This window comes from Bacillus coahuilensis m4-4, assembly GCF_000171615.1.
GTDB lineage: Bacteria > Bacillota > Bacilli > Bacillales > Bacillaceae_K > Bacillus_T > Bacillus_T coahuilensis.
Genome location: NZ_ABFU01000051.3, coordinates 70829 through 85903, shown reverse-complemented (window position 1 = coordinate 85903; position 15075 = coordinate 70829). Strand labels below are relative to the sequence as shown.

Genomic DNA, 15075 nt, shown 5'->3' with positions numbered 1-15075 from the left:
GCCATTGGCGATGTCCATTATTCCTCTTTAAACACTTGTTTATCATTTAAATAACGATATTGATAAAATTTTTCTGCAAAGTCTGTGACTCTTCTTGATAATTGGTAGTTGACTCCTGCCCCAATAGCTACGCTAATGACCGGAACGCCTCCAAGTTTTTTCTTGCGGAACATGGATATAATAATACCCTTTAACACCTGCTTTAAAGGGCCTTCAGCCCATGTGTAATCTGTTAAGGATTCTTCTCCATGATAGAAATAACGGTTATCCTGATACGTTAAGTCTTCTATCAAATCTTCCCACGCATATTGCCTTAATCTTGCTGGCAGTGTAGCGGCATGGAACACTTTTAATGAAATCATCATTTCAAATGGAGTTTGAACATCATATCCATAAGACATAGAAATGAGTTGAATGCTACGTAAATTTAAGACTACCATGGTAGGGATATCCGCTCCAAGAACAAATTTCCCTCCTGTCCCCGTGATTCCGCCCTGTATAAAGGAATAGAGGCGATGTCTCCCTGCATGTTGTTCTGCTATGTATCTTAGTTGATCTACTGGTAAATAGGATAAATCATTAATGGTTTTAACATTCGGATCAAAGGCTCTTGCTGTAGATAAAATACTCTCTCGTGCATCGTGCTGCATTTGTGAACCTTGAAGAAGTGAATGTAGATGAAACAGCCATCCATCAATATGTTGGAACATCTTATCTTGCCATTCTTGTGGCACTGAGTTCATCAACTCTTCAAGTAATCGATCATATGTTGTTTCAAGGTCATTGGTTTCATAATGTAGTAGCTGTTCTTCCCATTCCTTCACTTCTTCAAAAAGCGCTTGCTCTCGATCGGACCAGTTCATACCCTACTCCCCCCAAATGCTCTAATTTCTCTCAGTATAGCACACGTAACAGTAAATAACCCAATGGTTATCACACTTAAACTGAACGTTTCTATAAAGAATGCAAATGCCATTACTCAAAATTAAAAAAAGGACATTTCACAGGGAAATGTCCTTTTCAATGCAATTAGCCATTCGCTAAGCGAACAACGTCACGTGCAATCATTACTTCTTCATCTGTTGGAATGACAATAACTTTGACTGGGGAATGAGGATAGTTAACGAACGTTTCCTCACCGCGTACTTTATTGCGAGCAGGATCCCAGTATACTCCCATGAACTCAAGACCTTGTAGAACACGAGCACGGATTACATCACTGTTTTCACCAATACCAGCAGTAAAGATAATAGCATCAACTCCGCACATACGAGCTGCATAAGAACCAATGTACTTATGAATACGGTTTGCGAATACTTCTAGTGCTAGTTCCGCACGCTCATTTCCTTCTTCTGTTGCTTGCTCGATGTCACGAAGGTCACTTGAAAAACCAGAAACCCCTAGCATTCCAGATTCTTTATTCAAGACATCTAATACTTCATCCGCTGTTTTCCCTGTTTTCTCCATAATAAATGGAATTAAGGCAGGGTCGATGTTACCCGAACGAGTTCCCATAGTGACACCAGCGAGTGGAGTGAAGCCCATTGATGTATCAATTGATTTTCCACCTTCAATAGCAGCAATACTAGCACCATTTCCTAAGTGACAAGAAAGTAGGCGTAATTGCTCGATTGGACGACCTAAAAGCTCAGCAGCACGCTCAGACACATACTTATGAGAAGTCCCGTGGAAACCATACTTACGAATACCGAATTTCTCATAGTATTCATAAGGTAGGCTGTATAAGTAAGAGCTTTCAGGCATGGATTGATGGAAAGCCGTGTCAAATACAGCTACCGCTTCAACATGTGGTAATGCTGCTTGGAATGCACGAATTCCCGTAATGTTCGCTGGGTTGTGTAGAGGAGCGAGATCAGATAGCTCTTCAATTTTTGCTAATACATCTTCTGTAATAATGGCAGAATCACTAAAGATTTCCCCGCCATGTACAACTCGGTGTCCTACCCCGTTGATTTCATCTAAAGATGCAATAATTCCAGTTGACGTTAATTTATCTAATAACATTTTTACTGCAACTTCGTGATCTGGAATGTCTGTTACTTCTTTTTGTTTTTCTCCATTAATAGAAATCGTAAAGATTGAGTCTTTTAAACCAATGCGTTCAATAATTCCCTTTGTAATGACTGTTTCTTCAGGCATTTCAAATAGTTGAAATTTCAAAGAAGAACTTCCTGCATTAATGGCAATAACTTTTGACATGAAATTCGCTCCCTTATATAGAAAATGTATGTAAGTACACTTCAACAAAATTTAGTATGTTCAGTCGAGTGAACATTATCCTCAGCGGGTTAAAAGCGCCAAAGAATAATCTCTTATTTTTTCATTTAATCATTACATTCTTTCAATTTCAATGATAGGCATGAATGACACCGGTTACATAGGAAAAGAAAGTGTATTCAGATTTTATAGACAATTAAAACGGTCATTTTTTCATTATTCTTTCATTAAAAAACTACCCAACTTTACGTTGGATAGTCCTTCTTACATCTTATTTTCTTTAATCCATTCATTAATCTTATTTAAAATAGTTTCCATTGCTCTCATATCGGACATTTTAGGCAAAGAAGCGAGTAATACCTCTTTAGGAGCCCTGACGTCAGCTGATTTCTTTTGAATGATTAAAATACTTTTAGCATTTCTCTCATTTTTAAATAAACTAGTTGGAAGCTGTAAAATACCTTGGATATACGCTTCGTCTTTTAAGTAAGACCGCAAGTCCGCAGCGTACTCACTTTCAAATAACCCATTAGGAATGAGGAAGAATAAATAACCGCCGGGTTTTGTATAATTTATACTTTGTTCAATTAATAAATGATGGGCATAGGAATGTCCCTGATTCGCTTGTAACGCAAACGACTTTGCTCGCTCATCATTCGGATAATAGCCAACAGGTAAGTCACTAACCACAACATCTACTGGGTCTACAAATAGTGGTTCTAACGAATCCTGGTTGTATAACTGAATAGGCTGCTCAAGCAAGTTTGCGGAAACGTATGCGAGACGTATCAATACATCGTCTACATCTACGCCGTACCCTAATGAGAAGGTCTCATGCAACCTGTTCATAATGGTCACAAGTAAATTTCCAGTTCCCACTGTTGGATCTAATATGGTTAACTCTGTCTTTTCATGAAGGAACTTCTCTAGTAAGAAGGTCATCAATAACCCTATTGAATCTGGGGTCATTTGATGATTTGGTTGTACATTCTCCTTCATACCTTTTAAGATGACTAGTTGATAGGATTTACGAATCGTTTCTTTTGCTGTAAGGGAAAGCTGGACCGACTCATACTGCTTAGATAACTTTCTCTTTACAAGGTCATGAAGATCGTCCTGTAACACCTCACCTTGAAACATATTCTCTCCGGTTTCTGCTAAAGCTTCAAGATACGTAATGTCTAATTCTTCTTTTATAATCGTCGCCGTTTCATCTAAAACGTTAAAAAAACCTTCTACTGTAAAATCTTTCATATGTAACTCCTCTTCTCTCAAGTCTCTCCATTCCCTAATTGTACCGATTATAGAGTAGATGTCAAAGCATCAACACTGTTATCTAAAGGTACTTCATTATCAAAAAAGAAAAAGCGACAACTATTCCGTCGTCACTTTTAGAAGCATTATAGATCAAGATCATCTTTTGGCCCACTATAATTATGTTGATTGCCTGATGAATTAGAATGCATTGAACCTTGTGATGATGATTGTTCATCCTTCTTTAGCATCCCTTGGATTTTCTCTACCACTCCAGGAGCAAGATCTAAAATTCTATCTAGCAAATGAGTATTCTCATCTAAGTGAAGCATCTTAACACCGTGAGAACCTACGATAAGAAACGCAATTGGAGTGATGGATACGCCTCCGCCAGAACCTCCACCGAATGGCTGCTTCTGCTGTCCGCCTTCTTTGTCTCCTTTTTTATCTAAAGTAAATTCACTTCCACCCGCCGCAAATCCAAATCCGACTTTAGATACAGTTAAAATCACGCTTCCGTCAGGTGTTTCTACGGGATCACCAATAATCGTATTTACATCAATCATTTCTTTTAAATTTTCCATTGCTGTTGTCATTAAGCCTTCAATTGGGTGATCAGACATGTCGAATCCTCCTTATGTAGAATGGTTTTCACTTGAAACCATTGATAGTGGTTTAGTTTTAAACTTCGCTTTGCCACCGCGCCAATACTTCAATAGTTTTGCCCCTGCTAAAATAGCATTCCCTATTCGAAACTGAATCATACAACGAAATTCGGTCACCACAATTTTCTGCTGGAAGCATGGTTCCACGTGAATTAAAGGCATCTCTTGCAATCTCATAGAACGACTAATCCAAGAAACGATAGAGCTCTTGACTGTCCAAATTCCACCGGTCACCATACCTGTAGATGCAGCATCACCTGTCCCCATTTTCGTATTCCATAAGAGGTCTTTGACTGTCACTTTCTTTAAAAACGAACGGATAATGCGGTGAAGACCGTATACATGAATAAGTAGCTCTTTTGTATCAGATAGACTATTAAGAAACTCTTTTGGCGTAATTTTCTTTTTTTCATCTTTCGTTGTTTCTTCCTTGCCGGCCTTCGGCTTCTTCACCTTTTCTTCCAATATGACTGAAGCTGATTCTTCGTCTATTTGAATAAGGGGAACTTCAATTTTATATCGAACTAGTCCACCCCACGCCTTGAAATTAATCGTTAATTCATCATTATCGTTTCCATGATAGAAAGAGAGGCGAATCGTTAACTTTGTTAGAAAAATAATGAGGATAAGAGCAAATAGCACAAATAGTATTATGATTATCCATTTCATCTCTCTACCACCTCCCCTTACATTTTGGTCAGAAAATAATAAAATTAATCTAGTAAATATGGATATAACAAAAAAAGCACTCAATAATTGAGCACTTTTTTCCTCTTAGATTGTTTTTATGATCCCTTCTCTTTGAAGAATAACCTCGGTATCACCGACAAGATCATGAATGCCCTTTTTCTCAGAATGAAATGCTACCCATAAATACAGTAGATTTAGGAAGAAAAAGGCTTTGTAAATATAGCGAACTACTAGTTCTCTAAATAAAACTTGCCCCCATGATAATGCACCTTCTTTACTGCTGACTACTTTTATTCCAAACACCATTTCCCTAAGGTCTGGTTAAAATACTTTGTCATCAAGACAAAATACAAGAAATACACCACAGTATCTGCCCATTGCACGGGAGAAAAAACTCCTGCTTCATACACATTCATCCCAAATAGAGCATAAAGAGGTGATAGCACGAGCCGACTTAAGCTACCAACCACAATAAGATCGACCAGATACGCCCAGAATCGAACCCAAAATCCAGCATGCATAAAAATTGAAACAGAGGTGTTGGGGGAAGCGGAGTCTTTACCTGATACCTGCTCGCTAGACTCTTGATGCTCATCTGACTGATATAGCTCTTCTGTCATGTTACTTCCCCTCCTTATTCCGCATATAAATACATTAATCTAGGTCCACTTGATTTAGATAGAAAGTCCATTAACATTCTACTTTCCATATCCTTCCCAAAAACAGACTGAGCTGAATAGGAGAACAAGGACTCGAAGCCCATACCAGTAGAATATTCAAACACCTGTGCACCATTTAAATCATGATCTTTTTTTAATGCTTCTAATGCATCTTCATAATAGCCAAATTCATCTATTAAATTATTTTCCTTCGCTTGATACCCATCATAAATTCGTCCATCTGCAATTCTTTTCACTTCTGCTTCACTCATATCTCGGCCAGTTGCAATAACATCGACGAACGCTTCATACGAATTATCAATCATTGATTGTAAAATATTTCTCTCTTCTTCGGTCACTTCGCGAGTAGGACTGAGAATATCTTTATACGGTCCACTTTTGATGGTGACCATTTCCACTCCATATTCTTCTGCTAAACCTGAATAATTCAAACTTTGCATAATCACACCTAAAGAACCCGTAAGCGTTTCGCCCATTGCAAAAATTTTATCTGCTGGAGCTGAAATATAATATCCACCAGAAGCAGCAATAGACCCCATACTTACATACACTGGAATTTCAGCTTCTTCTTTAAGTTCTACAAGCTTCTGATGAATTTGGGCACTTTCAGCCGTCCCTCCTCCAGGTGAGTTTACGCGCAGAACAACCCCCTGAATGGTTTTGTCTTCCTTAATGACTTCTAATTGATCCATAAATTGACGATGATTGTATGTAGGGCTTTCAAAAAATGATGCCACATCTCCTGTGTCTTGAATCACTCCATTTACTTCTAACACAGCAATTCTCTTAGACGCACTTCCCTTTTCAAGGATAGTTTCAACTACCCCGTTCTCTGGGGTTTCAAGCATACTTTCTAAGCTGCTTGTAAAATCGGTTGATAGCGCCGTAGTAGCTAAATTGACTACAATTGAAACAAAGAATAAGCCTACCGCAATGACCAATGCGGTCCACCTTTTACCTGACATTCTAATTCCTCCAATTCTCTACCATTTCACCATCTGTTTCAACCGTGGTAAAATAGAGTTGTCATAAATTCTATCTTTCTCCAACCTTTGGAACTTACTCTCACTATTTTAACAGACATTCCGATTGTTGGTCGAAAAAAAAGAATGAGGAGGAGTTACGATGGAAGAACGTAAGAATATTTTCTTTTACTCAAGAAAAGACGATGATTCATTAGGCAAAACTGCCTTCTTAAAAGAGGCAGCCGATCGCTATGATTTTTATGTAGTGGACAAGCATGAAGATGCAAACATTATTGTCAGCGTAGGTGGTGACGGCACGTTCCTGCAAGCCGTTAGACAGACGGGCTTTAGAGAAGACTGTTTGTACGCAGGCGTTTCCACTACTGGAGGCCTTAGCATGTACTGTGATTTCCATATGGATGACACAAGTAAAATGGTTGACGTACTAGCCAATGAGAACCTTGAAGTCAGACGTTATCCAACCATTGAAGTAAAAGTGGACGATAATACCTCATTCTATTGTTTAAATGAATTTAGTATTCGTTCGGGTGTGATTAAAACGTTTGTCATCGATGTACATATTGACAACCTCCATTTTGAAACGTTCAGAGGCGACGGAATGATTATTTCTACCCCAACTGGAAGTACTGCTTATAATAAATCCGTTAACGGAGCAGTCGTAGATCCTATGCTGCCTTGTATACAAGTAAGTGAACTTGCTTCATTAAATAATAATCGCTTCCGTACGTTAGGGTCCTCCTTTATTTTAAGCGACCAACGAAAGCTCGTGCTAAACGTTGTTCAAGATGGAAATGATTACCCTATTATGGGGATTGACAATGAAGCATTAAGTATTCAACACGTTGAATCTGTTGAGGTTGGGCTAAGCGGGAAAATGATTAAAACCTTGAAATTAAAGGACAATTCATTCTGGCACAAGGTTCAGCGCACGTTTTTATAAGTTGATTAACTTGTTATGGAGATAGGTTTTTTCTTATTTAGAGATTGTTTTCATATGCCTGCCAACTGATTCTCGTTGGCGGGTCTTTTTGTGAGGGAATTCGTTGCACTTGGTGGGGAAGATTTAGTATGGATAGGGGATGAGGCGGAGTTGATTGTTCTCTGAACGTGTGCTTGTTTTGCGGGGGAGGGCTAGGCGGGGATATACTTATAATTAATATTCTTTCTGCACCGCGCCGCTCCCGCGCGGTGCTCTCACCCCTGCCCAAACCCACTTTCTGCACCGCGCCACCCCCGCGCGGTGCTCTCACTCCTGCCCAAACCTACTTTCTGCACCGCGCCACCCCCGCGCGGTGCTCTCACACCTAACCAAACCTACTTTCTGCACCGCGCCACCCCCGCGCGGTGCTCTCACCCCTCTCCAAACCCAATCCCTGCACCGCGCCACTCCAGAGCATCTTAACAAAGCGCTCACAAAAAAAGCCCAGACACTGCCGTCTGGACTTTTCCCTTATTAAGCACTAATTTTCCTATGTCGCGTAGCATGAACTCGTAATCCGTTCACACTCACCATGACTAACGCTGCCCATATAAAGCAGAAAGCAAGTAAATCAATTTGCCCAAATGACTCATTATATAATAAGATCCCTAATAATAGAGTAATGGTTGGTGCAATATATTGGAGAAATCCTACTAAAAATAATGGGATGGCCTGCGCACCTTTTCCAAATAACAATAAAGGAACGGCCGTTACGGCTCCTGCCCCAATTAATAATCCTATAGAGAAGAAGGAACCATGTATCAACTCAATAGCCCCCGACGAATACCACAAATACACAAAGTAGAGGAATGCAAGTGGTGATATTGTTAAAGTTTCTAATGTTAAACCTACGGCTGCTTCTACTTTTATTAGCTTTTTTGCTAAACCATAAAGACCAAAGGATACCGCTAATCCTAATGCAATCCAAGGAATTTGCCCATATGAAATAGTCAGGATGATTACTCCTGTACAGGCTAGAAGCAAGGAAGCAATATGGATTTTCTTTAGCTTTTCTTTCAACACCACAATTCCTAAGAAAATACTGACTAATGGATTAATATAATACCCTAGGCTTGCCTGCACCATTTGCTCAGTATTAACAGCATATATATAAATAAACCAATTGGCACTTATAAGAAGAGACGCGGTGAGCAACGCAAAGAATTGTCGTTTATTTTGAAACATTTTTTGTTGAGCTTGTTTGTATTTTACAAATCGCTTCGTAACCAGTAAGTAGGCTAACATAAACCAAAACGACCAAAAAATTCGATTGGCTAATATTTCGTCAGCTGGTATATGTTCTAATAGTTTCCAATATAAAGGAAGTATTCCCCATAGAAGATAGGCACTTGCTGTATAAATTAATCCTGCTTGTTCATCTGAACCTCTCATTTTTACTTCCCCCATTCTTACCTCTCAGCCTTATACACCAATCTTCCGCCTACCACTGTCATCTCTACTGGAATAGTAGATATACTTGTTTCATTCACTTTAAATGGGTCGTCTTTTAAAATGGTAAAGTCCGCTACATAGCCTTCCTTCAGCATTCCTCGATCATGCTCATGGTGGATAGCATAGGCGCTTCCTTTAGTAAATAAGGAGATGGCTTCGAATACAGAAAGCTTTTCTTCTTCTCCGAACACTACTGGATTCCCTTCAACCATGACAGATCTAGATACTGCCGCCTCAATCCCCACGAGAGGGGCTACGGTTTCAATAGGAGCATCCGAACCACCCGCACAATGTATCCCTTCCTCAAGCAACGTCTTCCATGCATAGTTGTAGTTCATTCTGTTCTCCCCAATTCGATCTATGACCCATGGAAAATCTGAAAGTACAAATGTAGGCTGGATATCAATGATGGCAGAAACGCCTTTGAATCCATCTATTAATTCTTTCCGCAATATTTGACCATGAATAAATCTGTCCCTTTTATCTGAAGTGGTTGGGTAAGCCTTAACTGCATCTAGTACCCATTCAAAGGCTAGATCACCAATTGTATGAACAGCCACAGGAAGGTTTAATGATCTTGCTTTCTTTACTAATGTAAATAAGCTTTCCTTTGAATGTATTGGAATTCCGCTAGTTGTAGGATCATCCTCATATAGGTGACTCAATAGAGCCGTTCTGCCGCCTAAAGCACCGTCTGCGAATATCTTCATAGCGCCCCATTCAAGCCATTCACTTCCCCCTTTAAAAATGGTGTGAATGGCTGCCCAGTCTTCTATGACCTCATGGTGAACAAGTAAATGAGCACGGAAATGCTTTTGTTCATCTTCAATAACCTTTTGAAAGGCACCGTATGTTTTAGTAAATCCGCCGTAGTAGCTCATGTCTTCCGTATGTCCACCAACCAACCCTTTACTCCAGCAATCTTCAATAGCGGTTTGAAGAGCAAGTCGTAAATACGCTTCACTAGCCGTCGGCATGATATCAAATACTAGGTTTTGAGCTTGATCCATTAATAGGCCAGTCATCATTCCATCTTTTTTGTCAATAATGCCTCCAACTGGATCTACCATGGTTTCAACGATCCCTGCTTGAGAGAGAACAAGTGAATTTACGGCAATCATATGTCGGCAGGTCCTCTTCAGTACAACCGGATGATTAGGTGCTATTAGGTCTAACTCTTCTTTTTGGAAAGGCTCTGGCACTGACCAAGCGTTCTCATTCCAGCCTTCCCCTACTATCCACTGACCGGCAGGTATTACTTCTGTTTTTCTTGTAAAAGTAGAAGTGCTTCCTCCTTGCTCTTACACCCCGTTAAATCCAGTCTCATTAAAGACTCCCCGTGACCTATGAGATGCATATGACTATCCACAAAACCCGGAAACAATGTATTCCCTTTTAAATTCACTTCATCTAGCAGTGAGTATTTTGAACGAAGGTCGACTTCATTTCCTAGATCTACGATACTTCCTTCGTATGTAACTACAGCTTCCACCGTTTGATGTTCTTCCTGCATCGTGTAAATTGTTCCATTAAACCATATCGTATGCATATATTTCACCTTATTCCTATCCATTTACTGTTATCCTAAAAACACCATATAAGATTTATTAGCAAGAATCAATCTTATTGTTTAAAATAGGAAAAAGTAGATTCTCTCTATTTTTATTTCCATAAAAAAATACAGGCATCCCGCCTGTATCCTACAGAATTAAACACTACTTCTTATTTGCCAGTTCTTTATTTCTGAGATCCACTCGACGTATTTTACCTGAAGTTGTTTTCGGAAGCTCTTCTAAATATTCTATTATCCTTGGGTATTTATATGGAGCCGTTAGTCGTTTAACGTGGTTTTGTAATTCTATTGTTGTCTCCTCTTCATTTTGTTGTAAATGGGTTAGGACAACAAATGCTTTTACAATATGTCCACGTATTTCATCTGGACTTGCCACAACTGCACATTCTTTTACAAGAGGATGTTTTATGAGGGCATCTTCTACTTCAAATGGTCCAATTGTATAGCCAGAACTAATGATAATATCGTCCCCCCTACCCTCAAACCAAAAATACCCGTCCTCATCTCTTTTTGCTTTGTCACCCGTTATATAATAATCTCCTCTGAATTGCATCAGCGTTCTTTCTCTGTCTTTATAATATTCTTTAAATAATGCTGGTGTATCACGATGCACAGCAATATCACCTACTTCTTCAACTTCACATGGCACTCCTTCTTCGTTAATGATCTCTACATGATTTCCTGGAGTCGGTTTTCCCATAGAACCTGGTTTAATTTTCATACCTTTTAATGTACCTACAAGAAGAGTATTCTCTGTTTGTCCATATCCATCTCTAACTTCTACAGAAAAATGTTGATGAAACGTATCAATCACTTCTCGATTTAACGGTTCACCAGCAGAGACAGCACTATGAAGAGAGGATAATGAATAATGCGACAGATCCTCTACTTTAGCCATTAAACGGTATTCTGTTGGAGTACAGCATAGAACATTAACATTATGTTTATCGAGTAGTGATAGAAATGTCTTTGGTTCAAACTTCCCTTTATACACAAGCCCAGTTGCCCCAGATCCTAGTACAGATAAGAATGGACTCCACACCCATTTTTGCCAACCTGGTCCTGCGGTTGCCCACACAGTATCCCCTTCCACAATGCTTAACCAGTCTTTTGCTGCGGTTCTAATATGTGCATATGCCCAACCATGCGTATGAGATACACCTTTTGGATTACCAGTTGTCCCGGATGTATAGGATAAAAAGGCTAAGTCGTCTCGACTAGTTGGGGTTATAGACAATTGATTGTTTGCCGTTGAGATCTCACTTTCTAAAGAAACAAACCCCGGTATATTTCCCGAAACAATGAATCTAAACAGTTCGGAAAGATCTACTTCATCAAAGCACGAGACTAAATGTTTATCACAAATAACCGCTTTAGCTTCACTATGATCAATGCGGTACATTAAGTCTTTTGCACGAAGCATTTCAGAACAGGGGATTATGACGACTCCAATTTTTAGGAGAGCTAAATATATTTCATACGCTTGTCTACCTCTAGGAACGATAACCAATGCTTTGTCTCCTTTTCGAAGACCCCTCCCCAAGAAAACGTTTCCAATTTTATTTACAGTAGATATTAATTGCTCATATGTAACTTGTTCATGTTCTCCTGTTGCTTCTTCAATAATTAGAGCCACTCGATTGCTTCCATTAAATTTTTCAACCTCTTCAAGCATATTATAGGTGCTTGGAGCTATTAACCTTACCATCCTTGATCCCCTCCTTACATCTATTATAATTGAATGATTCAGAATATTTAAATGTAAGGGTTGGTAGAAAATATTCTATTTTTGTCGAATAATTCCATTACCTACAGCTCATACTATATTGTATGAAAAAAGAGAGCAGACATCTGTCTGCTCCCTGTAGCCATTTTTATTTTTTTGTTATTGTTGGTAAGAACCACCAATTTGTTGTTCAGCCATTTGTACAAGACGCTTTGTAATCTCACCACCAACTGAACCGTTAGCACGAGCTGTCGCATCTGGTCCTAATTGTACTCCAAACTCAGAAGCGATTTCGTATTTCATTTGGTCAATTGCTTGTTGTGCTCCAGGAGCCACTAATTGATTTGAAGATCTGTTTGCCATGTGTTGTCACCTCCTTGTGAGTATAGAGTGTGCCAAATCACATGGGTTCATGCTTCAAATCAATTGGTAAATGTTCCTATTATAATAACTCCTCAAATTCTTGATGATTTCCTTTGGATTGTGGATTCAACATTATAGTTTCTACGTTGTTTACTGCCTTCTCTATAAGTTCATTGAAGTCTACAAAGCTCTCGTAGTATTCAATTTTCTCTAATTTCGGCCTTGTTTTTGGAGCGGGAGGTGTAAAGATCGTACAACAATCCTCAAAGGGTAATATGGATGTATCGTACGTACCAATTTCTTTAGCACTATCAATAATGTCCGTTTTATCATTGGAAATTAAAGGTCTTAAGACTGGAGTAGATGTTACGGCATTAATTGCACTCATACTATGAAGTGTCTGGCTTGCCACCTGCCCAAGACTTTCCCCTGTCACGATCGCTAAACCGTTTTCCTTTGCACGAATAAGGTCCGTTATCTTCAACATCATTCTTCTAGTAGAGGTCATCGTATAGTTCTCCGGAACTTGCTGATGAATAGTTTGTTGAACCTCCGTGAATGGAACAATGTGCAGCTTGATTGTTCCACTAAACCCTGACAAAATCCTAGCTAATTCAATCACTTTTTCTTTTGATCTTTCTGAAGTATAGGGAGGGCTATGGAAATGAACAGCTTCAATCTCCACTCCACGTTTCATCGTTAAATACCCCGCAACAGGACTATCTAACCCTCCTGAGAGCATAAGCATGGCCTTCCCACTTGCCCCAGCAGGCATGCCACCTGCTCCATTTATTTTCTCATTGGACAAATACACACCTTCTTCACGTATTTCAATCTGAAGTGTGTAATCGGGGTTTTTTACATCGACATGTAATCCCTCCGTATGTTTTAAAACAAATCCACCAATCATGTGATTTAATTCGTTTGTATCATATGGAAAAGACTTATCTGCACGCTTAACCGTTACCTTAAATGTTTTATTCGTTGCCACTTTTTTCATCATATCAAGTGCCGTTTTTTGGATTTCATCCTTTTCTTTGTTGCATTTTACGACTGGTGAAAAAGACTGAATTCCAAAAACAGTCTTTAGCCTTTTCATTACTTCTTCGCCGTCTTCATCGTTTAAATAGACATGCATTCGATCCCTTGTGGCTTCCACCTTAATTTTTGGCATATCACTTACAACTCCAAGAACATTTCTTCTCAGTCGTGAAGTGAACTGACTTCTATTTCTACCTTTTGTAGAGATTTCTCCATAACGTACTAAAATTCGATTAAATTTCATCCTTGTCTCCTTATCACTGTTCTAAATTGTGCAATCACATTTGTCAGTACCTTACTAAATCGTTCAGCTTCCTCCATGGTGTTTTCATAGCTTAAGCTAATACGAACTGCACTTTCTGCAAGACTTGAGGTTTTTCCCATTTGCAATAACGTTTCACTTGGAGCTTTTTGTTTAGAAGAACACGCACTTGTTGTTGAGATATAGATGTCATATTCTTCAAAAGCGTGCACCAATACTTCTCCTTTTATTCCCCTTAACGAGAAGTTGAGGATATGGGGAGCTCCGTTTTCACTCGGAGAATGATTGATTATTTCTTCGTGCTTTGACAGCTCTTTTTTTAAATAATTCGAAATCGCGTAGAGGCTATGCAAATTAGTTTGAACCATTTCCATATGCATTCTAAGTGCTTTAGCTGTTGAAACAATGCCGCCTGTATTTTCTGTCCCGCTTCTTAAATAATTTTCCTGCTCGCCCCCTGAAATAATGGGAGAAAGCATTAATTTTTTTCGTTTATATAAAATTCCAGTTCCTTTTAATCCATGAAATTTATGACTAGACAACGTGCATAAATCAATGCCCCAGTTCATTAAATTAAGGTTAACCTTACCAATACTTTGAACAGCATCTACGTGGAAAACAATTTTATCATACGTTTTCAATAGTTCCCCAATTTGTTGAATCGGTTGAATCGACCCAATCTCATTATTGACATGCATAATTGAAACTAAAATGGTCTTGTCCGTAATGGCATTTTGAACGTCTTCGACTCTTACATGACCTTCTCTTGTCACAGGTAAGTAGGTAACCGTAAAACCATACGCTTCTAATTGCTTACATGCTTGTTTCACAGATGGATGTTCAATGCTAGTCGTGATAATATGCTTCCCACGATTTGAGAACTGAAGAGCTGTACCTTTAATGGCTAAGTTGTTGGATTCAGTTCCACCAGACGTAAAGTAAATCTCTTCTTCACCTACTTGAAGAAGATTGGCAATTTGCACCCGTGCTTGTCCAATTAGTTTATCAACTTTTGACCCTAACCCATGTAAGGATGAGGGGTTTGCAAAAAACGACTGATTCACTTTCTGGAATGTTTCCAGCACTTCTTTGAACGGCCTAGTTGTTGCGCTATTATCGAAGTAAATCACTAGGTTCCTTCCTTTCTAAACAATCTAACGGATTAT

General features: G+C 39.1%; 12 protein-coding genes and 2 pseudogenes. 1 reads left to right on the top strand and 13 read right to left on the bottom strand.

The genetic code is table 11. The features are described from left to right. Positions 1-17 precede the first annotated feature (17 nt). From M44_RS13090 to sppA, 7 genes and pseudogenes are all read right to left on the bottom strand, one after another. Positions 18-863 (bottom strand): EcsC family protein, encoded by an 846-nt coding sequence (locus M44_RS13090; RefSeq protein WP_010174316.1) that lies wholly within the window; start codon positions 861-863, stop codon positions 18-20. Between the two features lie 166 nt (positions 864-1029). Further along, positions 1030-2220: an acetate kinase gene (locus M44_RS13085; RefSeq protein WP_010174314.1), complete on the bottom strand. Its 1191-nt coding sequence runs from the start codon at positions 2218-2220 to the stop codon at positions 1030-1032. A 282-nt stretch (positions 2221-2502) separates the two neighbouring features. Further along, the gene (locus tag M44_RS13080; RefSeq protein WP_010174312.1) at positions 2503-3492 is read right to left on the bottom strand and encodes a class I SAM-dependent methyltransferase; all 990 of its coding nucleotides are present in this window, start codon (positions 3490-3492) and stop codon (positions 2503-2505) included. A gap of 146 nt (positions 3493-3638) precedes the next feature. Then, complete coding sequence (gene ytfJ / locus M44_RS13075) at positions 3639-4115, bottom strand: GerW family sporulation protein (protein WP_010174310.1); 477 nt, start codon at positions 4113-4115, stop codon at positions 3639-3641. A 12-nt stretch (positions 4116-4127) separates the two neighbouring features. Further along, positions 4128-4826, bottom strand: a complete 699-nt coding sequence (locus tag M44_RS13070) for a DUF2953 domain-containing protein (protein ID WP_010174308.1) — start codon at positions 4824-4826, stop codon at positions 4128-4130. Positions 4827-4931: 105 nt separating this feature from the next. After that, positions 4932-5368 (bottom strand): annotated as a pseudogene (locus M44_RS26340) (RDD family protein). 113 nt (positions 5369-5481) lie between these two features. Then, positions 5482-6492, bottom strand: coding sequence for a signal peptide peptidase SppA (gene sppA / locus M44_RS13060; protein ID WP_010174306.1), 1011 nt, complete (start codon positions 6490-6492; stop codon positions 5482-5484). A gap of 160 nt (positions 6493-6652) precedes the next feature. On the opposite strand from sppA, the gene M44_RS13055 reads away from it, so the two are divergent. Next, a complete protein-coding gene (locus tag M44_RS13055) occupies positions 6653-7453 on the top strand; it encodes an NAD kinase (RefSeq protein WP_010174304.1) in 801 nt (266 codons plus the stop codon). A gap of 513 nt (positions 7454-7966) precedes the next feature. Here the strand turns inward: M44_RS13055 and rarD are convergent. The 6 genes and pseudogenes from rarD to M44_RS13025 all read right to left on the bottom strand — a co-directional run bounded on the left by rarD (position 7967) and on the right by M44_RS13025 (position 15039). Further along, entirely contained in the window at positions 7967-8884 is a 918-nt protein-coding gene (gene rarD / locus M44_RS13050; RefSeq protein WP_029326881.1) for an EamA family transporter RarD, read from the bottom strand. Between the two features lie 17 nt (positions 8885-8901). After that, a pseudogene (locus M44_RS23125) lies at positions 8902-10301 on the bottom strand (amidohydrolase). A 358-nt stretch (positions 10302-10659) separates the two neighbouring features. Beyond that, positions 10660-12225: an acyl-CoA synthetase MbcS gene (gene mbcS / locus M44_RS13040; protein WP_010174300.1), complete on the bottom strand. Its 1566-nt coding sequence runs from the start codon at positions 12223-12225 to the stop codon at positions 10660-10662. Between the two features lie 177 nt (positions 12226-12402). Then, positions 12403-12606, bottom strand: a complete 204-nt coding sequence (locus M44_RS13035; RefSeq protein ID WP_010174298.1) for an alpha/beta-type small acid-soluble spore protein — start codon at positions 12604-12606, stop codon at positions 12403-12405. A 79-nt stretch (positions 12607-12685) separates the two neighbouring features. Beyond that, on the bottom strand, positions 12686-13891 hold the full coding sequence (gene thiI, locus M44_RS13030) for a tRNA uracil 4-sulfurtransferase ThiI (RefSeq protein ID WP_010174296.1): 1206 nt from the start codon (positions 13889-13891) through the stop codon (positions 12686-12688). Then, on the bottom strand, positions 13888-15039 hold the full coding sequence (locus M44_RS13025) for a cysteine desulfurase family protein (RefSeq protein WP_010174294.1): 1152 nt from the start codon (positions 15037-15039) through the stop codon (positions 13888-13890). The genes thiI and M44_RS13025 overlap by 4 nt, the downstream gene beginning before the upstream one ends. Positions 15040-15075 lie beyond the last annotated feature (36 nt).

What these genes read in the sequence shown, in the direction of transcription:
- M44_RS13090 (WP_010174316.1), bottom strand. Translation starts at nt 863, where the DNA reads ATGAACTGGTCCGATCGAGAGCAAGCGCTTTTTGAAGAAGTGAAGGAA.
- M44_RS13085 (WP_010174314.1), bottom strand. Translation starts at nt 2,220, where the DNA reads ATGTCAAAAGTTATTGCCATTAATGCAGGAAGTTCTTCTTTGAAATTT.
- M44_RS13080 (WP_010174312.1), bottom strand. Translation starts at nt 3,492, where the DNA reads ATGAAAGATTTTACAGTAGAAGGTTTTTTTAACGTTTTAGATGAAACG.
- ytfJ (WP_010174310.1), bottom strand. Translation starts at nt 4,115, where the DNA reads ATGTCTGATCACCCAATTGAAGGCTTAATGACAACAGCAATGGAAAAT.
- M44_RS13070 (WP_010174308.1), bottom strand. Translation starts at nt 4,826, where the DNA reads ATGAAATGGATAATCATAATACTATTTGTGCTATTTGCTCTTATCCTC.
- sppA (WP_010174306.1), bottom strand. Translation starts at nt 6,492, where the DNA reads ATGTCAGGTAAAAGGTGGACCGCATTGGTCATTGCGGTAGGCTTATTC.
- M44_RS13055 (WP_010174304.1), top strand. Translation starts at nt 6,653, where the DNA reads ATGGAAGAACGTAAGAATATTTTCTTTTACTCAAGAAAAGACGATGAT.
- rarD (WP_029326881.1), bottom strand. Translation starts at nt 8,884, where the DNA reads ATGAGAGGTTCAGATGAACAAGCAGGATTAATTTATACAGCAAGTGCC.
- mbcS (WP_010174300.1), bottom strand. Translation starts at nt 12,225, where the DNA reads ATGGTAAGGTTAATAGCTCCAAGCACCTATAATATGCTTGAAGAGGTT.
- M44_RS13035 (WP_010174298.1), bottom strand. Translation starts at nt 12,606, where the DNA reads ATGGCAAACAGATCTTCAAATCAATTAGTGGCTCCTGGAGCACAACAA.
- thiI (WP_010174296.1), bottom strand. Translation starts at nt 13,891, where the DNA reads ATGAAATTTAATCGAATTTTAGTACGTTATGGAGAAATCTCTACAAAA.